14 protein-coding genes are annotated in these 22,268 nt (G+C 66.4%); 2 read left to right on the top strand and 12 right to left on the bottom strand.

Going from position 1 to position 22,268, the window contains the following annotated elements:
• Positions 1-177: 177 nt before the first annotated feature.
• From OUQ99_RS10705 to OUQ99_RS10660, 10 genes are all read right to left on the bottom strand, one after another.
• Entirely contained in the window at positions 178-4,215 is a 4,038-nt protein-coding gene (locus tag OUQ99_RS10705) for an Eco57I restriction-modification methylase domain-containing protein (RefSeq protein WP_267949280.1), read from the bottom strand.
• Positions 4,216-4,775: 560 nt separating this feature from the next.
• Complete coding sequence (locus tag OUQ99_RS10700; RefSeq protein WP_267949279.1) at positions 4,776-5,363, bottom strand: hypothetical protein; 588 nt, start codon at positions 5,361-5,363, stop codon at positions 4,776-4,778.
• 699 nt (positions 5,364-6,062) lie between these two features.
• Positions 6,063-8,048 carry an N-6 DNA methylase gene (locus tag OUQ99_RS10695; RefSeq protein ID WP_267949278.1) on the bottom strand — a complete coding sequence of 662 codons (1,986 nt, stop codon included), beginning with the start codon at positions 8,046-8,048 and terminating at the stop codon, positions 6,063-6,065.
• Complete coding sequence (locus OUQ99_RS10690; RefSeq protein ID WP_267949277.1) at positions 8,045-8,638, bottom strand: restriction endonuclease subunit S; 594 nt, start codon at positions 8,636-8,638, stop codon at positions 8,045-8,047. The genes OUQ99_RS10695 and OUQ99_RS10690 overlap by 4 nt, the downstream gene beginning before the upstream one ends.
• Positions 8,639-8,727: 89 nt before the next feature.
• Entirely contained in the window at positions 8,728-9,153 is a 426-nt protein-coding gene (locus OUQ99_RS10685) for a hypothetical protein (protein ID WP_267949276.1), read from the bottom strand.
• A 633-nt stretch (positions 9,154-9,786) separates the two neighbouring features.
• Entirely contained in the window at positions 9,787-10,371 is a 585-nt protein-coding gene (locus tag OUQ99_RS10680) for a DUF4276 family protein (protein WP_267949275.1), read from the bottom strand.
• Positions 10,372-11,550 carry an AAA family ATPase gene (locus OUQ99_RS10675; protein ID WP_267949274.1) on the bottom strand — a complete coding sequence of 393 codons (1,179 nt, stop codon included), beginning with the start codon at positions 11,548-11,550 and terminating at the stop codon, positions 10,372-10,374.
• A 92-nt stretch (positions 11,551-11,642) separates the two neighbouring features.
• The gene (locus OUQ99_RS10670) at positions 11,643-12,122 is read right to left on the bottom strand and encodes a hypothetical protein (RefSeq protein ID WP_267949273.1); all 480 of its coding nucleotides are present in this window, start codon (positions 12,120-12,122) and stop codon (positions 11,643-11,645) included.
• Positions 12,122-12,652, bottom strand: coding sequence for an ATP-binding protein (locus OUQ99_RS10665; protein ID WP_267949272.1), 531 nt, complete (start codon positions 12,650-12,652; stop codon positions 12,122-12,124). The genes OUQ99_RS10670 and OUQ99_RS10665 overlap by 1 nt, the downstream gene beginning before the upstream one ends.
• Positions 12,653-12,806: 154 nt before the next feature.
• Positions 12,807-13,781 (bottom strand): helix-turn-helix domain-containing protein, encoded by a 975-nt coding sequence (locus OUQ99_RS10660; protein WP_267949271.1) that lies wholly within the window; start codon positions 13,779-13,781, stop codon positions 12,807-12,809.
• A gap of 223 nt (positions 13,782-14,004) precedes the next feature.
• Between OUQ99_RS10660 and OUQ99_RS10655 the strand changes: the two genes are divergently transcribed.
• Together OUQ99_RS10655 and OUQ99_RS10650 are read left to right on the top strand one after the other, a co-directional pair.
• Positions 14,005-14,847, top strand: a complete 843-nt coding sequence (locus OUQ99_RS10655) for a helix-turn-helix domain-containing protein (protein WP_346660242.1) — start codon at positions 14,005-14,007, stop codon at positions 14,845-14,847.
• Positions 14,847-15,059, top strand: a complete 213-nt coding sequence (locus OUQ99_RS10650) for a DUF397 domain-containing protein (protein ID WP_267949269.1) — start codon at positions 14,847-14,849, stop codon at positions 15,057-15,059. Before OUQ99_RS10655 ends, OUQ99_RS10650 begins: the two co-directional genes overlap by 1 nt.
• Positions 15,060-15,123: 64 nt before the next feature.
• Here OUQ99_RS10650 and OUQ99_RS10645 read toward each other — a convergent pair whose 3' ends face one another.
• Together OUQ99_RS10645 and OUQ99_RS10640 are read right to left on the bottom strand one after the other, a co-directional pair.
• Entirely contained in the window at positions 15,124-19,110 is a 3,987-nt protein-coding gene (locus OUQ99_RS10645) for an Eco57I restriction-modification methylase domain-containing protein (RefSeq protein ID WP_267949268.1), read from the bottom strand.
• The gene (locus OUQ99_RS10640) at positions 19,110-22,166 is read right to left on the bottom strand and encodes a DEAD/DEAH box helicase (RefSeq protein WP_267949267.1); all 3,057 of its coding nucleotides are present in this window, start codon (positions 22,164-22,166) and stop codon (positions 19,110-19,112) included. Before OUQ99_RS10640 ends, OUQ99_RS10645 begins: the two co-directional genes overlap by 1 nt.
• Positions 22,167-22,268: the final 102 nt, after the last annotated feature.

Below are 22,268 nucleotides of genomic sequence, written 5' to 3'. Positions count from 1 at the left end.
TGGGCTCTACTTCCGCAGAGGAGCCTCTATCGGTGGAGCCCATGGGGTCTCATCCCAGGACGGCGGAACGACTATCGATGCGCCGACCACGGTGCCCGCGAATCGACAAGGGGGATGTCGACCTCCCACGTCAATCTCTCCACAGAGGAGCACGACCACAGTTCCGGCCGGCCTGCCTCAGCGGGCGTGGCGCCCCGGCCAAGGGCTGAGGACCGAGGTGTACTCCCGACCGTCCCGCAACGGTCGGTCGAGGGCGACGCCTGCCGAAGCCATCCGGTCGAAGGCCTCCAGCACGAGGTCCTTGGTGCGATAGGCGCCGTACCGGACGATCTCATTGTTCTTCAGCCCGCCCCTGCCGGTCTGGAAGGTCTCCAAGATGTAGTCCACGTCCTCACGGCCTATGCCGTAGAGGTGGAGGCAGTAGGCGTCCAGTTCTGCGCGGATGAGGGCCCTGCGCTCCGCGTCCCACTGAAATGGTGGGCCTTCATGGCCCAGATCCCGGGCCAGGGGCTCCATGTCGTGAGCGGTGTAGACGAGTTCGAGTACCCGGGGGACGAGGAAACCGGTGTGCGGCTCCAGGTCGGCGGGAAGAGGGACAGGCAGCTGTTTCCAGGTCGAGAGGGCCATGTGGATGCCGCTGATCTTCTGCCTGCTCACGTAGTCGAAGACCAGGGAGCTCTGGACGGCACACAACGCTGCTACAAGTCCCGGGCCTTTCAATGAGAGCATCAGCGGAAAGGTGTGCCCGACACCGCCGCGGGGCAGCATCGCCGGGATAGAAGTGCGTTCGTCCGTGGCCCGGCAGACATCCCTCCACCCGTAGAGCCATCCCCGGTCCCAACCCACGGCGGACAATCTTGCGGCCACCCCCTCCTGAACGGAGGGCCGCCCCGCGCGATCGGTCCCGCCGGTCGGCACGTCGTGTTCGGGCACCCAGTAACGGGGCCGGGCGACCACGCTCGAATCGCACTTCTCCCCAGGGGACAGAGACCGAACGCTGTCACTTCCCGTCCCGGTGAAACTGTTCCACCGGTGGTCGAAGTGGTGGGCCATCTTGCCCTCGTACAAGGGCAGCATCCGCTCACCGTCCCGCACGAAGGTGTTGCCCTCCGACTCCCAACCATCGACCTCCAGTTCCTCCCGTGTGTGAAAGAGGCCGGAGTCGTCGGTCATGTGGAAGAGCGTCGCTTTGAAGCGCACTGCCCAAGCGTTACCGTCCCGCTTGGACTCGTCCCACAGAACCGGGAACCGACGATAGACGGATGTGGTGAGGTCGGCGTCACGGCGGGAGCGGAAGACCGGCAGGGTTCCGGTGTTGGGGTTGAGTAGGGAGACCTCCTCCGGGCTGAGCTCGAACACCCTGCGAGCGTCGTCGATCTCTGCCGCTTGACTGAGAAGGAAGGCGATCCTGGCCACGGGCACCGGCGCACTCCTGCCCACCAACGCCAGAAGGCAGAACTTGTGTCGTGCGTCAACAGCGGGAAAGATCTTTTCGGTGTTGTCGAAGTCGTACAGCGAGGCCAGCGACTTCCGGTCGACGAGGCTTCGGAAGAGGTGTTGCCCACCCGCCCCGGTGGCGACCGCAGTGGGAACAACCGCTCCGACCCTTCCCTGACGATGTGCGACGGCGGTAAAACGTTCAAGGAAGAGATGATCCGTCTGTAGCGTGGTCACCCCCTTCACACTCAGACCCTTCGAGCACTGCGCGTAGGAACCGGACCTCGCCGCGAAGTGGAAAGTGGCCTTCACCTGGCGCCGCGCCTGCCGATAGCGCTCCCCCGCCTCGGGAAAGTCCTCCTGCCACTCGGTGATACGCCGCCTGCGCGCCATTCCGGTCATGAGCGCGATGGAAGGTTCTGCCACCGCGAAGTACTTCTTGTCCTCGAAGTCGACCTTGTCCCAGGGCGGGTTGGACAGCACGACGTCGAAGCCACCATCCCATCCCATCTCCGGGTCCACCCCGAGACCGTCCTCGGGCACCCGGAACACGTCGGGGAACTCCAGGTGCCAGTGGAAGAAGCGGTAGCGCTCGCGCAGGCGGGCGATCTCCTCGTGGGTCCGGGCCGAGGCCGCGGCCCTTTGAGGGTCGTCCATGGCCCGGAAATTCTCGGCCGTCACCGGATACGGGGTTTCCGCGGTCTTCTCCCACATGAAGTTCGCGCACCAGGCGTCGGCGACGTGCACGTCCCACAGGTACTCGAGCGACCGGCGCCAGACCTCGTACACCTTCTCTTGGCGGTGGACGTCGCGCAGGCTTCCCGTGCGGATCGCGTAGATCTCGTTCAGGCCCTCGGCGAAAGTGGTGTTGGCGACCTTGACCGCCCCGTCCCCGGTGTCGAAAAGGGTGGCCTGCCCCTCGCGCTCACGGGCATTGGCCTGCATGAGCGCGGTGGCGACCTTGGGATCGTCCCCCTCCACCGCGACGAAAGCGGCGTCGGGAACACCCTCACGCAGTTGCTTCGGGGTGGCGCCGAGAAGGGCGTTGCCATGTTTGAGGTGGGGATCGAGCAGGTCCAGGGGGCGGCCGGGCTCCATCCCCTCCAGCCACAGCGCCACCTTGGCCAGTTCGATCGCCATGGGGTTGATGTCGACGCCGTACAGGCAGCGGGCGACGGCCTCGTGCATGGCGCGGCGGAAAGCCTCCTCCGACGGTTCGGGGGTGTGCTCGCGCACCGCGGCAACCCGTTTGGCGATCCGGTGGGCCGCAGCCACCAGGAAGTGGCCGGAGCCGCATGCCGGATCGCACACGGTCACCGAGAGCAGTTCCTCGGCTATGGTCTCGCCGGCGTCCACCTCACCCCACCCGGCCGCCTTGGCCTCGCCCTGTTTGACCGCATCGTCCAGAACCGGATCGAGAGTGGAGTCCAGGAGGCGCTCGATGAGAGAGGTCGGCGTGTAGTAGGCGCCGGTCCTCTTGCGCTCGTTGCCAGCACGTGCGACGAGGATGAAGGACTGCTCGGCGACGTCGTACTCGGGCACGGTCTCCAGGAGCGCCTCGTAGACACTGCCCAGTTCCCTGGCGGAGAGCGAGGCGTAGTCGACCACGCGCCACCGCCGGCTCCGCGGATCCCATACCTGGGTCAGGTGGCGCACCGCCTCCAGCAGGGCGTGGTTGGCCAGGTGCAGTCCCTTCAGGAGTTCGTCGTCGCGGGTGTGTGTGAACAGCCCGCCCAGGCCGGAGAGCCCCAGTTCGGGACGGCCCTCCTCGTCACCGAGCGCATCGAGCACGACATGCAGGGTCTCGTACAGGTCGTGGTGGGAAGTACCCGCTCTCGCCCGGGCACGACGGCGCAGTCGGGCTGAGGAGAAGTAGGCGGCGTAGCGCTCACGGGTCCGCTCATCGGCTCCGGGCGGGTGCAGGAGGTCCCGGTCCTCGATGACGAACCAGAACAGCAGACGGTAGGTGAGCCGGAGCAGGGCCCGGTGCAGGGTGGCGGCGTCGGTGCGCCGGCGGAGGGCGCTGTTGGCCGGGTGGCGTAGGAAACCCGTGCCCAGAGCGGTCAGGGCACACTCGACGTTGTCCCTGAGCGCGTCCAGGGCGCGGACACCGGATCGGGCCGCTTCGACACGCCACTTCTCCATCCAGCAGGATGAGGGCGTCTCTCCCTCTCCCACCTCGAAACGCGAGGCGTGGAGCATGCGGTAGAGCAAAACGAAGTCACTGAAGAGCTCGCCGTCGAAAATCGCTTCGAGATCGAATTCCACGTACGCGGACATGGAAAAGGTGTTGGAGTCCCGCATCAACCGAACGGCCCGGCCGTTGGTCAGCATTCCCCACTGATGTGCCCGCGTGCTGTTGAGCGCTTCCTGGAGCACGGACCGGGGCGAGGGGATGCCCCGCCGCTCCGGCCTGTCCAGGCCGCTTCCCCAGGCCACGACGTGGATCGGGACATGCTGCCACCGGTAGCCCACGGGGAAGAGCCGCCCAGGGTCGTCATCGGCGCGAATGCCCTCGATCCGAAGAGCACCGAGACGTCCGAAGCCCAGCTCCTCCAGGAGCGGAGCGATCCACTGGTGGACAGCCGAGCCCGTCGGGTCGGACCGGTTCTCTCCCTCGCCGGTCGGCGGGAGCCTGCGGCGGAGCTCGCGCCAGGCGCCGAGGAGGTAGTCCCAGTGCCTCTCGGCCTCGTCCGAGACCGATCTGGCACCGACCACGCCGTAGTCGGCGGGGGTTCCACCCGGGATTCCCCTCCCCTCCCCCACTCGAACGAGCATGTCCTCCGGCAGGAGGGCGCCCATGCTTCGGACGGACGGAAAGGGATGGCGGCGGGGGACAACCGGCATCGAAGGGCCTCCGGCCAGGTCGTGAGCGGGGCAGGGAACACGGCAACAAGAGTCTCGAAGGCGCGCGGGAATTAATCAATCCCGAGGAGGTGGTTTATTTTTCAAGCGAAATCGACTCCCGAAAACAGCAGCAACACCACTCCCTTCAGCACCACCCAAAACAGCCAATCCATCAAAATACCAAACATGCGTTCGATTTTCCCGAGTGTCAGGTTCGGACCGAAAGAAAAAGAGCCTCAGAGCGATCCGCCTGCGCTCGGTATGCCCGGCAGCCTGGTTGTCGCTCTTATCGACTCAACGCATGTGACAGATTCCGAAGCACCGCGCCCGAGCGCATACTCCCGGATCCGGAGAGAGCTGTGGCTGTCGGCTGGCCGTCAGGGACACGGGGCGGCCTCGGGTCCCGGAGCCGTTGGCGCCCTGTGGAAGGCGGGAACCCGAGGTGTCCGCTCAACGACTGGAGGCCGACAGGCAGGGGCGCACACCCGGTCTCAGGGCGCGGGGTTGGTCGAGTAGGCCTGCTGCAGCCTGGTCAGGGTGGATTCGGCGAGTACACCTTCGTCCAGGGGAAGGAAGCCACGTCGGACGATGAGCGGGTGGCGGGCTGGGTTGGGGCAGATGAACAACGACATGAACCGCATGAGGCGGACGAGGTTGGCGAAATCACCGAGGAGAACGTACCCGGCGCACTTCCAGACCGCGGTCAGCGCGACCTCCGCCACGTGGTCCTGCACCTCGCCCCAGCCTGGTGGCCTCTCGCCCTCGAACAGGAGTTCCGCGGCAAGTTGGGGGACCCGGTCCGAGTAACGCTGGACGGTATCTCCCGCACCCGAGAGCTGGACCAGGAGGGAGCACCAGAAGTGACCGGGAAGGATACGGTCCAGCTCTTTCAGGTCCGGCAATTGTGATGCGTGGCGACCGGCGTGCTCACGCAGTTCCGGTAGTGCCTCCTTGTACAGCCCTTGGCCCAGCTTGCGCCCCCGATCGATGCGGTCGGGGTCGTGGGCGAGCCAGGTGAGCGCGTCGGCAACCGCGCTGTTGTTCGCGGCCTTCTTCATCCGCAGGGTCGGGTTCTTCAAGCGACTCTGCTGCCGCTTACCCGTTCCGAGCACTGTGAGCCACTCCAGGTCGGTGTGACGGCGGAACCGTTCGCGTTCGGATTCGGGGGCTTCGGCGCGGTCGAAGTACGCGGGCCAACCGTGCAGGCTGCCGGCACAACCGGAACACGCACAGCCGGGGTTCTTGGCGTGCGCGCAGGAGTGGTTGTGCGCTATGGGACCTCCGTGAAGGGGGTGGGGGAACCGACAGGAAGTGTCGGCGTCTCCGCTCTTCCTTTCACGGAAGGAGTGGTACTCGGTATCCGACGGGCGGCCACTGTGCTGTGACCGATCGGTGACACAGACGTGCCGAAGCTCGGCGCGGAGGTGACCGACGTGTGTCGCAGGGGATAGCGGTGAGGACATGTGCAGCCAAGTCCTGATGCCCACCAGAGCTCTTCGCACCGGCGAAACAGCATCACCCTTCACCGAGGGCAGGCCTCGACGGAACCGCTGAGCAAGAAGGGCGGCGGGCGATTGCTCGACCGCCGTCAGCTACCGCCTCCTGGACGAGGTTCCCGAGCCCGTCCGGGTCGCCCGATTCAAGTGGGCGACCACCCGGACGAACCCTCCCTCGGTGAACAGCACTTCGACCACCTCAGGCCGCTTTCCCACGGGCAGGGTATGTTTCAGCAGGATCTGCTTCATACCCACCGTTTCGGTCGCCGACCACAGTCTCGATCAGGCATTGCTCACGTCAGTTCGAGTGTCGATGATCCTCTCATCAGGGTTTCCCCCCAGATCCAACCCCAGTTCCCGAAGCCTCGCGGCGAACCTGCGATCAGCCGTTTCGCTCTGTTCCAGCAAGTGGCTCAAAGGTTGTCCGTAGCGTTCGCCCCAGTTACGAACGGTGTCCTCGAGCGACCTCTGTCGAAGCCTGACCAACTCCTTGATCTGATCCCTCAGCGGCACTGCGAGCCGCCGACCAAGACAGTCCAAAAGTTCCTGACGATCGTCATGGAACCTTGCCTGGATCTCCTGGGCGTACTCGGCCCACCATTGCGCGAACACACCGGCGAGTTCGTACTCGTCCAGCACCCCAGATTCTGTGAGACGTGCACAGAAACCGTCGACCAGGGACTGTCGAAAGGCATCGAATGTAGGGCGCGCCGTGGGCGGATGTGCCTTTCGGACGATCTCGGGCCAAGAGCGATCGTGCTCCGATGTGACCAGTTCTTCCGCTGGGGCACACAAATCCGGAAGGCGCTCGACCACGTCGGCGAAACCGCCCTGATTTGAAGGAGCCAGGTAGCCGTCGGCTCGTCGATGGAAAAGATCGTCAGGAGCCAAGCCGAATGCGGCGAACCTTTTTCGGGTGATCTCTACTTCATACGGGGGAACCCCTCCGTTCACCATGGCCCCGAGATCGAGGACAGGCGCGTCCTCGGCGAGGGGTTCGACATACCGGCGGATGTTGAGGTTGTAGGAGTTTCGGGCGAGGTCCTCGAACGAGATCACGGCGGAGAAGCCAGGAAGCTCTGCCCGTTGGTGGAACACCCTGGCAATCTTCTCTATATGGCGTGGCTCCAATCGGTTCTGGTTGCGTCCCGTGAGAACTTCTCTCTCTGCGTTGATGAAGAGAACACCGGGTGGCGTCGGTTGAGTGGTGCCCGTGCACCTGAGCACGAGAAGACACGCCGGAATGGCTGTCCCATGAAAGAGGTTGGGGCCGATACCGACAACGGCCTCGATATCCCCGCGCTCCAGAAGCAGGCGGCGGATGGACTTCTCCTGCCCCTCGCGGAAGAGCGGGCCGTGAGCCATCGCCATGATGACGCGCCCTCCCGGCCTGATCGACGCCCGCATCTGCTGAAGCATCATCAGTTCGGACTTACTGCTCGGTGTACGGCCGAGCAGGTCTCGCGGGGCTCGGTACTCGTCCTCGTCGTAGTAGAGGGAGAAAGGTGGATTGGAGAGAATCCTGTCGAAACTCCTGCCCTGGTCGTCCGTGGGCCGCCATGAGGTGAGGGTGTCCTCGTTGCGGATGAGGCCGGGATCCGCGCCGTGGAGGAGAAGGTTGATCCTGGCCAGGAACACGATCTCCCGATTGAGTTCGGCTCCGCTGATGGGTGTCTCCCCCCAGGCCGGAACCCCCACCTGAGCCAGCGCCGCGACCAGCGTTCCTCCGACACCCGCGTAGAAGTCACCTACGACCATGCCCAGACGTAGTTCAGCCAGACGGATGATGAGTTCGTTGACCGACCTGGGTGTGGTGAACTCACCACTCGACTTTCCCCTGCGTTCGCCGACCAGGCTCAGAAAGCGATCAAATACGTGACCGATGTGGGTCCCATCGTCCCTCGACCGTCGATCCACCAGGTCGTGGACGGCCTTCGCAGCCTCCTTCAGGCGTCCCACCGGAAACTCACGGAAGGGCGTCTCGTCCGCAAACAGGTCTGCGCGTCCTCCCACACGCAGCCAGTCCTCCCAGGCGGCCTGCAAGGAGCCTGCCCCACGCAAGGAGGAAGGTTCGATCGCACTGGCCAATCGGCTCCGAGGCGCCTCCACGTCCCAGAGGTCATCGAAGTTCTCCTGATTGGCTTCCGACCCCAATACGAGCATGGCGGCAATCGCCCGGGTGGGAGCTACCTGACCCTTACCCGCGAGTCTTTCGGCGATCCGCAGCAGTTCCTCGGCGTCCGCGGCCTCCACATTGGTGCCACTCATACGGATTCCCTTTCGAGCAGGGCGGCAAAAACAGAAGGGCGCAGAGCTTCCATGCGTTCCACGACGGCGATCTTGGCCGCGATGGCCTCGTCCATGTCGGCCAGAACCTCCACGATTCGGCCTTGCCGGCTGAGCGGGGGCACAACGACCTCCATGCTGCGAAGGGCTCCGGCGTTGAAGGAGGGAATCGTCCCGGACAGGGCGGTCCCCTTCAGCCGTTCCACGGTCTGGGGTTGTGACAGGTAAGCGGCCAGGTATTCAGAGGTCACTTCGACCCCGTCTTTCAAACGCACTCGCAAACAGGAGGAACCGTAAACCCATGTCTCCTGAGCCGGACCGATGACGGCAAGTCGCCCCAGAGTGCCCTGGCGGACGACGAGCAGGTCACCGGCACGCAGCCGATACGCCTCCAGGTGCTGACCCGCCTCCTCGGGGACGCGGCGCACATGCAAGGGACTGACACGGTGATCGACGGTGAAGTCGGAGGGTGTGATGACGGGAACCCCGCGAGGATGGTCACCGAGTTCTTTGAGACGGGCTCCCGAAGGTCCGGCCTTGATCTCCGCGATCTCACCGAGCGAGGATCGCACCGGGACCGCGCCTCCTGACGATCGCACAGGTTCTCTTCTCCCTTGTCGACGAAGTGAGGGGGTGCCCCGTGAGGGGCACCCCCAGAGGGTCAAGCCGGGCAGGCCCGGCATCCGATCAGCGACTGGAGCATATCGGCGAGGAACTCCTTGGCCCTACCCTTGGCCTCCAGCGAGACGTTGTCCACCACGTAGACGATCAACGCGCCGAGGAAGGGCACCGGGTTCTCGTGGGCACCGCCGATGACACCGGCGATGAGGAGTACGACGATGAGGAGCACACCTCGCATCCGGCGGGACAGCTTTCCCGTCCTGCCTCCACAAACCGGGGCATCCTGTTCATCGGGAGTGTTGATCACGCGATTCCTTTCTTTCTCCGTGATAGTCACGGGGAGTTGACCCGCATCGCCCTTCGGGGCATCAACCGTGCGGGACGGTGCGGTGATATCGACTGACAGAGCCGGTGCAAGACCGGACGCCGGGACTCGGAACCGATGGACCACTTCGGCTTCGACCACACCCTCAGGCTAGCAGCAGAAAACTAGCAAAGCTAGCTTCGATTCACTGCAGGGCGACGAAAGGAGGGCGCACTCGAGAAGCTTCACGCCCAACGAGGCTGAGAAAATCGGACACTGAGCAACACAAGCACATCAAATAACCAAGCAGCCTGGGGGCGAGGAAGATTCTCGAGCACAACGCATGTGACTCGCATCACGCAACTCGCACAAGGGCGCTTCATTGAGAATCTTTAGTGGCGAAGTTGACTTCGCTCAACGACTCCGGTGTACTCGGCAGAGCTTCCGGAGACCTGCACCCGGCAACGGCGGTTGATCGCTCCCTGCCAACACACTCATGACTGTTGGCGGGGGTGTCACCGGTGAGGAGCTCGGGCAAAGGTCGACGGCCACCCGGTGACCGAAGGGCGGTCACGTCCGGCGCAGACTTGGCGGCGGTGGTGGAAGCCCGTCGTCAGGTTCGGGTCGTTGACGCGGCATCGGGAGCACGTCCGAGCGTTCCGACCGACGTTCTCGGGGGCAACGGGCCTCTGGGGGATCTCCATCCAGACGGGCGACTCATCTGGAGAGCGGCGTACTGCCGGCGGTGCCTGGCCCGGTTCAGGTCGAGGCACACTTCCACTTCTCTTCGGGGCCCTACCCGCTCAGGGAGCGGATCGCGTTGACCATGCGGCGGAAGGATCGGCTTCGCTCCACTGCCAGGTTCAGGTCCATCACAGCGGTGAACTTCGCCTGGTGGAGGGTCTTCTTGTCGGACTCGTTCATGATGCCGCGCAGCTGAGTCTTGGCGTCGCGCTTGCCTTCAGGGTCCTCAGGAGCCTGCGCGTCATCGTGGACCGAGGGGTGCGAGCGCAGGGATTCTGCGGCGGCCAGAAACCATGCCTCGTACTCATGGCGGGCGATCACGATTTCCACGGGCACGGTGACCAGGTCCGGCTCCGGGGCAAAGGACGCAGCAAGTTCGACCGGGCAGGTGATGTCGGAGCCGTCGCCGTCACGAAGGACGAGGACACCTCCGCGGTCTCGAACCCGCGCTGACTGGAACCTGATCGCCTTGGCCAGCTCCTCGAGTTTGCGCATCTTCGCCGGAGCGAGCCGGAGCGGCTGAGTCACCTCGACGTAGGTGCTGATCGGTCCACGACTGATCCGGTCGATGAGGCTGCGGACCACGGGCATCTCTCCATGGCCCTCGACGATGGGGGCAATCGTCACCTGCGGCATTCAGTTCCCCTTCAACCGCGGGGAGAGCGGTTCCGGTTCGGGGAGCAGCTGGTCGGTGCGGAGCAGTTCGCCCGGGGTGTAGAGGTGTTGGCGCATCGCCATGGCGCCGACCGTGTCAAGCGGGCCGATCCTCGTTTCGCCTCCCACGGAACGGACCGCGCAGAGCTCTTCGGTCCCGAAGTCGTCCCGGTCCAGCAGGTCCGGGCTGTGGCTGGTGATGATGACCTGCCGTCGTTCGCTGGCATCGCGCAGGGCGTCCAGGAGCACACCGGCAGCCGCTGGGTGCAGAGTGCTCTCAGGTCCCTTGATCCCGATGGTGCTCAGTGTGGGCCCGGTGTCGGCGAAGAGCGCGACGAGGACCCCCAGAGCACGCAAGGTGCCGTCGGAGACGGACCGGGCCGGAAAACGCCACGGGTTGTCAGAGCCTTGGACGTCCTGGGCGAACTCCAGGGTCTCCCAGTTGCCGAGGTCCTTGCGCAACATCCCGCGCATCCCGGGAACGATGTGCCGCAAGTAGTCCTCGATACGGCCCTGCGCGGTGTTCTCCAGCCGGTGCAGAACGCTCGCGACGTTGGACCCGTCCCTGCGGAGGAATTCCCCCGAGTCCGGTGTCCGGGGATCTCGCATGGCGTCGGGGTTGAGTCTGAAGACGTTGATGCCGGCGAGGCCTTCGAAGACCGGCTCGAAGATGCCGATACCCGCAGCGGAAACCAGGTACAGCCGCTTCTCACCCGGGGGAGGCATGACAGGCTCCGACTGCTCCGCCAGCTTCCCTCCTCGGATCTTGAAGTATCCGTGTCGGGACTCGCCCTCACCGGTGGTGTGGACGCGGCACTCCTCGCGAGTGATCCTGAAACCGCCGCCCTGGACAGCGCCGACCTCGAAGCCGTACGAGCCCGAGAAGTCAGGCCCCCGGAACTCCAGGTCGATACCGAAGTGGTTCGAATGACCGGTGGAACGGCGACGTACCTCCGCCACCCCGCCCCGACTGCGCAAGGCCTGGTCGAGTGACGTCTGGAGAGCTTCGGAGAGCAGTCTCAGCGCGTCGAGGAAGTTGCTCTTGCCCGAGCCGTTGGGGCCCACCAGGAAGAGCAGATCGCCGAGCCCGACGTCGGTCTTCGCAATGCTCCTGTAGTGCTTCAATCGCACCCGGGTGAGCGAGAACCGGTCGTCCTGCATGGGTTCAGTCTTTCAGGATCTTGAGCTCTGGACGCCACCACGACCCGCGAGGCCGGGCAGCGGAAGCCACCCGGCCTGGGGCGTGTCCAGGGTCAGAGGATGAGGGTGGACAGGTGGTAAGCGAGGGCGCCGACCGCGGCGTCGAGGGTGTAGGCGGTCAGGCGCCAGGCGGCGCGGGCCCGGCGACGCGGCTTGCGGTGGCTGTGCGGTCGGCGGGGCAGGGGCGGTCGCGTCCGGCGCGGGGCGGGCACCGGTGACGGAGGTCCGTCGTCGGAGGCGGGTCGTGGGCGCGGCACCGAAAGCACGGCCGGACGTGACGGCGGGGGCGCGGGAACCGCGGGCCTCTGGGCCAGGCGTGCGTCCTGGATCTCCATCCAGGCGGGCAGGACGCCGTGTTCGAGGCGGTAGGCGACGCGGGGGTTGTCGCGCATCTGGGCGAGGAGCCGCTGTTCGCGGGCGCTGTGACCGGTCGTGGCCGCAGGGCACGGGTGGGTCGCGCCGGAGTGGGCGGAGCGCTGTCCCCGAGGTGTGTCCAGGACCCGGCGGACGCGGGTGGAGGGTTCGGCGCTCATCAGCACCCCGCCGCAAGGCCGGAGGAGCAGGCGGTGTGGGTGAACTCGGCCCAGACGACCATTCCCAGCGCGCCGCAGAACGGGAAGTCGACGACGGCGCGTGTTCCCCACGCCGCGGCGAGGTTGGCGACGAGCAGCAGGCCCCGGCCGCACTCGGCGTCCTCCCACTCCTGGGCGGTGCGCTGGACCGGGATGCGGGGAAGCCCGGCGCTGTCATCGGGAAGGCCGTCGTCGATGACGGACAGGCGCAGGGTGCTCCCGCGGTCGGTGGCGGCGGGGACGGACAGGGTGCGAACGACCCGGCCGTCGGCATGGCCGGAGCGCGTGTGGTTGACCGCGTTGGCGAACATCTCGCTGCCGCACAGGAGGAGGTCGTCCAGCAGGTCGGGAGCGCTTCCGGCGAGTTCGGCCAGGTCGTGGCGGAGGTCCTCGCGGAAGCGCGCGGTGGTGGCGAGGGTCCCGGGGTACAGGCGGGCGTTCCAGGACCGCCCCGGGTAGGCGGACGTGGCGGTCTGCGGCACAATGGCCATGTCAGTGTTTCCTTTGCTTGAGGGTTGGCGCTGGCCGTGCTCTGGGGGTGCTTCGACCCACCCGCCAGAGCTCATTCATGCCCGGCCAGGGGCATGTGGGGGATGGAACAGGGGTCCGGGAGCCATGGGCTCCGGACGTCGGGGCGCGGACCTGTCAGTGACCGAGCACGTGCGCCGGAACGTGTCCCGTGGTCAGCGCCCGCAGCTCGGCTTCAGGGAAGGGTTTGCCGGGGGACGGCTGGGACGGTACGGCCGTGCCGGGGCTCGGAGTCGATGCGGGCGGTGAGAGCCGTTCGACGGCCTTCTCCAGGAGCCGGACCGAATCGTGGGCGGGCAGGGCCACGCCCTGGAGGGTCGCGAAGAGGTCGGAGTAGCCCTTGACCTGGACAGCGTCCGTGACGAGGTGGCCGGGGCCGCGCGGGTGCGGGGTGTAGGCGAGCGCGTGCCGGGGCGAGAAGGACAGCGTCCAGAACGCGCCGCGCAGGCCGGGGTGGTGGGTGACGTCCTCACGGATGACGTGGAGGGCGACGCGTTCGCGTGTGGTGAGCTCATGCAGGTGTTCGAGCTGACGCCGTGTGACTCCGGCGTCGGCGACGACGCGGGTGAGGGCGGCCTCGTCCACCACGAGCCCGAAGTAGGGCGGTCCGGAACCGGCGGTGTGGTGGCTGCCGATGCGGGGTCGGTCCTTGAGCCGGCGGTGGTCCTCCAGGGGGCGTTCGATCCGGTCGAGAGCCCCGGAGTAGTCACCGATGAGGAAGGGTTCGGGAATCATCAGAGGCGCGTAGGCGCGCAGCTGGAAGGCCTGCTCCAGGAGGTCGGCGACGGTCGCGCCCTCCTTGAGCCGCGTGGTGATGTGGGTCTGCGCCCACGCGTCCCAGAGGACACCCTCGGCGTTGAGCGCCCGATCCAGGCCCATCGCCGTGCGCAGGTCGGGGATCTGGTCCCCCTCCTCGATCAGGCTGATCTTTCGGTGGTCGGTGACCAGGTCCGAACCGACCTGCTGGAGGGAGATCCCGGCGCTCTCCCGCGCGGCCCGCACCCGTGTCCCGAACCGAAGCCACGGGTTTGGGGGCGGGCTATCGGTGCCACCGCCGCTCGCATGCTTGCGTATCCGCTGTTCAACGGCCATGACAGTCCTCCATGAAGTTTCCGTGTGCTCGCTCATCGCCGAGCCCGGCCAACGTCCGTCCGGGCTCCGCTTCCACCCCTAAGCTAGATACCTCCCATCAAACTTACAAGGCCTGTATTTAAAGTGGCCCGCATTATGAACACATGTCCTCTTTGGATGCGGTGAGATGATGTCCCCGACCTGCGCCGACCGGCGCGACGTCTTTGGAACGAAGGAGGCTGCCGTGGCCCAGGGCTCCCCCGTCCGCAGGCACTACCTGGTGAGCCAGCTCAAACGGCTGAGAGCTCAGGCCAAGCTGTCTCAGGAACAGGTCGCCGACGAACTGGGCTGGGACACCAGCAAGCTCTACCGAATCGAGAACGGCAGGTTCGTCCGTCTGACGACGGAGGCGGTAGCCGCGCTCTGCCGCCTGTACGGCGCAAGTGATGCCCTTCGGGAAGAGCTGGTGGAGATCGCCAAGGCCGCTCGCAAGCAGAAGCCCTGGTGGTTCCAGCACGAGGACGTAGCGGGAAACGCCTTCTACAGCCTCGAGAACGAGGCCCCCAAGATCCAGCAGTATGCGATGGGCGTCGTTCCGGGACTTCTCCAGCACCCCGACTACATCGAGGCATTGATGTCACGCGGGTTCGTAGCGGATCCGAAGGAGCGACAAAAGCGCGTCGCAGCCCGGATCGAGCGCTGCACCAGCATCCTGGACCGCGACAACCCGCCCCGGATCTGGGCGATCATCGACGAATCAGCGCTTCGCTGTCTCGTCGGCGGGCCAGAGGTGATGCGAACCCAGTTCCAGCATCTGATGGAGCTGAACAAGCGCCCGAATATCGACATTCAGGTCCTGCTACTGTCCAAGGGAATGGCGCAGCCATGCGGCTACACCCTGCTGCATCTCGGCGAAACCGACCGGGTCGGATACATCGACGTCCTTCCGAGCGGACACTTCTTCGAAGGACCCAAGGAGCTGGCCGATCACGAGAGCAGGTTCGAGTACATGCTGGCCGCTGCTCTGCCGTTGGATGACACGCAAGACTTCATCCGCGACCTCGCGGACGAACTGGAGAAGCCCTGATGACTGAGCAGGAAGCCACCGAGACGAGCTTGGTCCACACCGCCACCTGGCATACCTCCAGCTATAGCGCTGAGCGCGGCGAGTGTGTAGAGGTCTCGGAAGGACCGGTCACGGGGGTCCGGGACACCAAACACCGTGAACTGGGCGCGCTCTTCTTCACCGCTGACGAGTGGCATGCCTTCCTCAGCACCACACGGAGAGACCTCCTCTGACACTCCCCAGAGCATTCGGCCCCGCCTGCTGCGAGTCAGCGGGCGGGGCCTCGTGCTTGGTGGGTCAGGCAGGGGCATGCCGAGGACCGTGGCCCGGCGGCGGGGTGAGAGCAGAGGTGAAGTTCTCGCCGTCGATCAGCGGGGTGTCGAGCGAGACACCGGCTTCCGCCATCCGGTCGTAGATCTCCAGGATGCGTTCCTTGGTCCGGTAGGTACCATCGTGCTTCGCCTCATCCTTCCGCTTCACGATCGGGAAGGTCTCCATGATGTAGTCCACGTCATCACGGTTGATCCCGTAGAGATGGAAGAACAGCGCGTCTAACTCCGCCCGCATGATGGCACGACGCTCCTCGTCCCACAAGAACGGCCCCTCTTCATCACCTATATCTCTGGCAAAATCAGCCATAGCATGCGATGTGTAGACCAATTCAAGAGAGCGTGAATCGATAAAACCCTTATGCCCATCAATGACAAGTGGGCCAACGACGGGCATCTGCCTGAGGTAGTTCATCGTCAGATGCGTCCCAGCCACCTTTTGGCGCGCCAAGTAGTCCAATACAAACGAAGAAAGATTTGCAATCAAACAACCCGCAAGTCCAGGGTGGTTCACATTCGCCATTGGAAGCGTATTTGCAAAAGCAGACCTGGGCAGAGCAGAGAAAATAACAGTTCGCTCATCCGTGGATCTGCAGATATCACGCCATCCGAGCATCCACCCCCTATGCCAACGACCATCCAGACGACCATCAACGAGACCCGCAGGAACCCAGTAGCGCGGCACCGGCTCATCAAAGGCGCTCGTACGATCAATCCCCTCAGACCCATAAGTGAGCCAGCGATGATCGAAATGATGCATCATCTTGGCTTCATAAACTGGATACACCCGACTTTTCCCCATTGGAGCAGCAATCAAGCTACTAGCAGCGTGCGAAAGGTGCAGCACCTCAATATAGGAGAAACCCCACTCCCCCTTGGGCGCCCCCCCCGCCTTTGCCAATACCGGAATTCTTCTATAAATCCCGAGGGAAATCTCCGCATCACGACGGGAGCGGAAGACTGGACAGGTCCCCGTGTTGGGGTTGAGGAGAGTGATCTCCTCCGGGGTCATAGTGAATGACTTGTCGACAGCTTCGAGTTCCGTTGGGTCTTGCAGGAAGAACGCGAAGGAGGCTTCGGGTTCACGTGTTTCCCGGCCAGCGAGAGACAGAATACAGAACTTGAATGAGCGATGCACCCCCGGGAACAATGGTGCTGCGTTCTCGAAGTCGTACAGGGCAGCAATCGAACCGTTCAGCACCAGGTCCTTGAAGAAGTACTGTGTGGTCGCGTCCGTGGCGATACCCGTAGGCACGATCACACCCATACGACCGTGCGGACCAGTCAAAGTGCGGTCGGTTTCAGAGAACACTGCATAGGTGTTGATGTCCCCTCGTCCAGTAAGCGGGTAACGCCCCCCAGCACGAAGGAAGTGGCTTTCGCCTTCCGCCCTGCGCTTGGCGTCCTCGAAGTCCTGGTACAGGCCTGAACGGTCCGGGTCGTTCTTCAAACCAGAGATCAGCGCCTTACGGGCAGCAGCATTACGCGCGGTGGCAATCTCCTCGTCGCGCTGGGCGAAAAACTCCTGTTCCTGGAGCTTAATCCGCTCCCACGGAGGGTTTCCGAGCACGCAGGCAAACCCACCCGCCCAACCCGTGAACTCGTCCACTCCCCCATTACCCTCGGGGACGCTGAACACGTTCGGGAACTCCAGGTGCCAATGGAAGAACCGGTACTGGTCGCGCAGCCGGTCGATCTCCTCAACCGTTGTGAACGGCGCCCCGTTGCCCTGCTTGGCCTTGGACAGGTTCCGGAAGACTTCCTGGGTCACCGCGCGCGGAGCATCCTCCGCCTTCTTCCACACGAACGCCGCGCACCAGGCATCCGCCGCCCGTCGATCACGGACGTAGTCGTCCGCACTGGTCCACTCGCGGTAGGCGGCCTCCTGCTGGCGCACCTGCGCCAGCGAATCCGCGCGAGTCGTGGTGATCTGGCGAAGCTGCTGGGCGAAAGCGGTATTGGTGACCTTCACCGACACATCGCCGATATCGAGGACGCTGAGTTGACCTCCGCGCTCCTCCTTGTTGGTCTTGGCGAGGAAACGCGCGTACTTCCTGTCATCACCCTCGATCGGCTTGAACGCCTCATCCGGGATACCGTCCTTCATCAACTTCGGAGTCGCACCGATGAGCGCGTTACCCCGCTTGACGTGGGCATCCAGGAAGGTCAGCGGCTTGCCCGGCTCCAGCGCCTCCAGCCACAGCGACACCTTGGCCAGCTCTACCGCCATCGGGTTGAGGTCCACACCGTAGATACACCTCGCCACCACCTCGTGCATGGCATGGCGGACCGCATCAAGCGTCGGCTCAGGGTTGCGCTCACGCACGGCTGCCACCCGCTTGGCAATGCGCCTGGCAGCCGCCACCAGGAAGTGCCCCGACCCGCACGCCGGGTCGCAGACGGTCAGCTTCAACAGCTCCGCGACGATCGTCTCGGAGGCGTCGAGCTCCCCCTTCTTGGTGGCCTGCTCCTCACCGCGCTTGACCGCATCGTCAATGACCGGGTCCAGAGAGGAGTCCAGCAGAGTCTCGATCAACGATGAAGGCGTGTAGTACGACCCCGTGGTCTTGCGATCGTTCCCGGCCACCTCCACCAGCTCGAAGGTCCGGTCAGCCGCGCTGTGCCGGGGCACCAGCTCCAGCAGGGACTCGTAGACCGAACCCAGTTCTTCGGCGTCCAGGTTGCGGTAGTCCACCCCGCGCCACCGGCGCGACCCGGGGTCGCGTACCTGGGCCAGATGGCGAACAGCTCCGAGCAGCGATTCGTTGGACAGCTCCAGCCCGCGCAGGGGTGCATCTGCCTCTGTGTCGGTGAACAGGCCGCCGAGAGCGGGCAACGCCAGCTCGGGACGCCCGTCCTCGTTCTGCTCACCGTTTCCACCCAGGGCATCGAGCACGATCCGCAGCACCCGGTACTGGTCTGCGTGCGTGGTGCCCCGGCGCCTGCGCGCGTGACGACGCAGCCGCGCTGAGGAGAAGTAGGCCGCGTAGCGCTCCTTCGCCTGTTCGGGGGCGTTCGGCGGGTGCAGGGCGTCCCGGTCCTCGGCCACGAACAGGAAGAGCAGCCGGTACACCATCCGCAGCAGCGCGCCGTGCAGCTCCTTGGTGTCCAGGCCCTCGCGCAGGCGGGTGTTGGCGGGGTGCTTGAGGAAGCCGGTGCCCAGGGTGGTGATGGCTTCCTGTACCCCCTTCCGCAACTGCTCCAGAGCGCGGGTACCCGAGGTGACAGCGTCGGTCCGCCACTTCTCCAGCACACAGCTGGACGGGGCGGCGTCCTCGGCCACCTCGAACCGGGAGACGTGCAGCAGCCGGTACAGCAGCACGAACTCGCTGAACAGCTCACCGTCGAAGATCGCCTCGAGGTCGAACTCCACGTACGACGCCGTGGCGAGCGCGCTGGAGTCGCGCAGCAGCCGCAGCTGGCGGCCGTTGGTCACCACGGCCCACAGGTGGTCGGAGGTCCGGTTGAGCGCCTCCTGCACCAGCGACTGCGGCGGCACGGTCCCGGCGCCGCCGGGACGCCTGTCCAGCTCGGTCCCCCACACCGGGACGTGGATCGGCACGTGCCGCCAGCGGTGACTGAGGGGGAAGGTCTTCTCAGGGTCGTCATCGGCGGTGATGCTCCCGCCGGCCACCGACGTCAGGACTCCGAAGCCGAGTTCGCTGAAGAGCGGTTCCACCCACTGGGTCAGGGCGAGCCCGGTGGGGTCGGAGGCCGGGGAGCCGTCCTTGTCCGCGGGCAGCTGCTTGCGCAGGTCCTTCCACACGGACTTGAGGTACTCCCAGTGGCGTTCGGCGTCGTCGTTGACCGACCGGGAGCCCACCACCTTGTAGTCGGCGGGCTTGGCCCCGGGCACGTCCTTGCCCTCGGCGATGCGCACGAGCATGTCGGCGGGCAGCAGCCCGCCCACGGTGTGCACGGCGGAGAACACCTGGTTGCGTGCGATGGCGGACATCAGGCGTTGCCTCCGGCGGGTGTGGCGGTTGCGGTGGAATCGGACGGGGCGGACGGGGCTGGCATGTAGACGTAGACGCCGAGGATGTCGGCGGGTTCCTGGGCCTTAACCCTCAGACCGCGCCGGATGTCGCCGGAGGCCCCGCGCACGCGGCGGTGGGAGTCGGCGAGTCCGTCGGCCAGTTCCCGGCCGTACGCGGCGAGGTGGTCGGCGGTGTGGGCCAGGCCGTCGAGGGTCTTGGCCATGGTCCGCTCGCCGTAACCGGGGTCGGTGTTGGCGTCGGCCCGGGCCTCCAGCAATGTCAGGGCCTGCTGCGGGTCCACCCACACGGCGCGTTCGGGCGCGCCCTGGAAGGCGACCAGGCGGGCGTCCTCGGCGACCAGCTGACGGGTGCCGTGCCGTGAGGGCAGGGTGAGGTGGAAGCGGTAGCGCACCAGCAGCATCGTCGTGCGGGTCTCGACCGCACGGGTGCGGACCACGCCGCAGCGGCGGGCGGGCCGGGGCCCGGCCACGGCCTCGTCCAGGGCGGTGTCGAGCACGTGGGAGGCCAGGGCTCCCACGGCCGGGTCGGTGCGCACCAGGGCGGCCTCGCCGCGCGCCACCGCGGCGGTGTCGCGGAACGGGAACGGCTTGCCGTCCTCCACGGCGGCCGGGCCGATCACGGGGGCGAGGGCGTCGCGCAGGCCGGCCGGGGTTCCGGAGACGTCCGCGGTGAACCCGTCGGCCCCTCCCCCTCCGGGGCTTCCCCCCTCGCCCAGGGGCCGCAGCAGCGCACCCAGCGCGCGCAGGGACTCCTCCGCGAACGCACGGACCTCCCCCGTGCCGCCCAGCACCTCGCGGACCGCGGCGACCTCCCGGGCCACCTCCTCGGGGTGGATGGAGCGCTGCGCGTACTTGGAGCGGGACAGCTTCTCCCGGTCGGCGGCCGACTTCCACTCGGCCTCCAGCGCGTCGCCCTTCACGCTGACCTCGTCGGTGCCGAACAGGGCCTCCTGCTCGCCCTGGCGGGAGCGCAGGAGCACCCACTCGACGATGGCGTCGGTGACGCCGGAGGACATCTCGTCGGGCACGGACACGGCGATGCCCAGGTCCTTGCGGATCTGGCGGTACTTGCGCAGCAGCACCTCCAGCACCTTGCCGTCGATCCCGTTGTCGTCCCCGTACAGGGTGATGACCCGGACCTCGTCGCGCTGCTGGCCGTAGCGGTCGACCCGCCCCTCGCGCTGGTCGTGGCGGGTGGGGTTCCACGCCAGGTCGTAGTGGACGACGGCGTCGAAGTAGTGCTGGAGGTTGACGCCCTCGGACAGGCAGTCGGTGGCGATGAGGACCCGGCGGGCGGCGGCGCCCTGCCCGCCCTCGGCCAGGCGGGCCGCCTCGGTGGCGGTCTCCTCGGCCAGCTCCTCGATGCGCTGGACGCGCTGCTGCGGGGACAGGGATCCGGTGACCGCCTTGACGGTGGTCTTCCAGCCCCCCTTGCCGCCCTTGTTGAGCAGGTTGCGCCCGCTCCTGCCCTCCTCCTCGAACTCGCCGGACAGGTAGGAGGCGACGTACTCGGCGGTGTCGATGTAGTGGCAGAAGACGATGGGGTTGTAGCCCTCGGCGAGCAGCCCCTTGAGGTGCTTGACCAGTGCCTTGAGCTTGGCGTCGTGGTCGGTGCCCTCCAGCGCGGCGGCGCGGGCGGCCAGCTCCTTCAGCCTGGCCGCCGGGCTGCCGTCGGGCCTGACGTCGGCGCCGGGGGCGGTGTCCATGCCCTCCAGCGCGGCGGCGTCGGCGGAGTCCCGCACCAGCGGCGCGCCGAGCTCGTCGGCCTCCTTCGCCGTCTTCGCGGCAGCGGTGGCCGACCGTGTGGTCAGGGTCTTGGCGGCGGCGCGGGGAGAGGAGACCAGGGAGCGCAGCATGGCGATCGCGGACCACCAGGCGACCCGGTACTCCCGCTCGCCCAGGGTTCCCGCGTGCTCGACCCGCTCGCCGGCGTAGGCGATGGCGTCGTCCAGCAGGGACCGGTAGGCGGGCGAGAGCTTGTACTTCTCGTCCTTGAAGGCGCGGTCAGAGGGGAAGGCCGTCTTCTCCGCGAGACTGTCGTCGACGAGGCCGTCGCCCTCGCGGGTCAGGTACTGGCGCACGTCGGCGCGCTTGCGCTGGACGAAGTGGCGGGCCAACAGCTCCCGACCGACTCTGGTGTCGAAGTCGGCGGTGGCCAGCTCGGGGTTGACCAGGCCGAGGAGGTTGCGGAAGGCCGACTCCTTGCCGCTGTGCGGCGTGGCGGTCACCAGGAGCAGGTGGCGCTCCTCGTCGGCGGCGACCTTCTGGAGGAGCTCGTAGCGCAGCTGGTTCTGGTTCGTCCTGGCCTCGTCGGAGGACACGCAGGTGTGCGCCTCGTCCACGATCACCAGGTCCGGGCAGTGGCGGACGAAGTCGTCGCGGTGCCGGGTGGATTTGATGAAGTCAGTGGAGATGATGACGTGCTTGTGCCTGTCGAACAGCGACTGCCCCAGGTCCAGGCCGCGCTCCAGGCGGGAGACGGTGGAGGAGAGCACGAGTTCGGCGTCGATGCCGAACTTGGTGCGCAGCTCCTCCTGCCACTGCTCGGCCAGCGCCGGGGAGCACAGCACCGCCAGTCCGCTCGCCTCGCCCTGGGCGAGGAGTTCGGCGGCGATGAGGCCCGCCTCGACCGTCTTGCCGATGCCGACGTCGTCGCTGATGAGCATGCGCACGGTCTGCTGACGCAGCGCCATGAGCAGCGGGACGAGCTGGTAGGCGCGGGGCTGCACGGCGATCCCGCCCAGGGAGCGGAAGGGGCCCGCGCCGGAGCGGAAGCCGATGCGCAGCGCCGAGCGCAGCAGCCCCGCGGCACGGGAGTCTCCCAGGTCGGCGGCGTCGGGCGGGGCGAAGCTGGCCGCCTCCACGGGTTCGAAGGCCGGGAAGAGCGCGGCCACGTCGTCGTCGCTGCCGCCCAGGGGGCGCAGCACCAGCATGTCGGGGGCGCTCTCGGGGAGCACCACCCATTCGCGGCCCCTGGCGGAGACCAGGGAGCCGGGGGCGTACGCGGTGGTCATGCGGAGGGGGTCCTCACGTCGTGTCGGGTGGTCGGGAAGAGCGGGGCGGGCGGGGCCGACAAGGGCCGGTGGGAAGCCTGTGCCGACCCCTGTCACGGTGCC

This window comes from Streptomonospora nanhaiensis, from assembly GCF_026642255.1.
Taxonomy (GTDB): Bacteria; Actinomycetota; Actinomycetes; order Streptosporangiales; family Streptosporangiaceae; genus Nocardiopsis; species Nocardiopsis tropica.
Note: the sequence above shows the minus strand (reverse complement) of the source record. Positions and strands in the feature narration are given on the sequence as shown.

Excerpts from the sequence above, each read along its gene's own strand:
- OUQ99_RS10695 (WP_267949278.1), bottom strand. The coding sequence starts at position 8,048 with ATGAGTGGCACCAATGTGGAGGCCGCGGACGCCGAGGAACTGCTGCGG.
- OUQ99_RS10675 (WP_267949274.1), bottom strand. The coding sequence starts at position 11,550 with ATGCAGGACGACCGGTTCTCGCTCACCCGGGTGCGATTGAAGCACTAC.
- OUQ99_RS10680 (WP_267949275.1), bottom strand. The coding sequence starts at position 10,371 with ATGCCGCAGGTGACGATTGCCCCCATCGTCGAGGGCCATGGAGAGATG.
- OUQ99_RS10705 (WP_267949280.1), bottom strand. The coding sequence starts at position 4,215 with ATGCTCGTTCGAGTGGGGGAGGGGAGGGGAATCCCGGGTGGAACCCCC.
- OUQ99_RS10660 (WP_267949271.1), bottom strand. The coding sequence starts at position 13,781 with ATGGCCGTTGAACAGCGGATACGCAAGCATGCGAGCGGCGGTGGCACC.
- OUQ99_RS10640 (WP_267949267.1), bottom strand. The coding sequence starts at position 22,166 with ATGACCACCGCGTACGCCCCCGGCTCCCTGGTCTCCGCCAGGGGCCGC.
- OUQ99_RS10650 (WP_267949269.1), top strand. The coding sequence starts at position 14,847 with ATGACTGAGCAGGAAGCCACCGAGACGAGCTTGGTCCACACCGCCACC.
- OUQ99_RS10645 (WP_267949268.1), bottom strand. The coding sequence starts at position 19,110 with ATGTCCGCCATCGCACGCAACCAGGTGTTCTCCGCCGTGCACACCGTG.
- OUQ99_RS10670 (WP_267949273.1), bottom strand. The coding sequence starts at position 12,122 with ATGAGCGCCGAACCCTCCACCCGCGTCCGCCGGGTCCTGGACACACCT.
- OUQ99_RS10665 (WP_267949272.1), bottom strand. The coding sequence starts at position 12,652 with ATGGCCATTGTGCCGCAGACCGCCACGTCCGCCTACCCGGGGCGGTCC.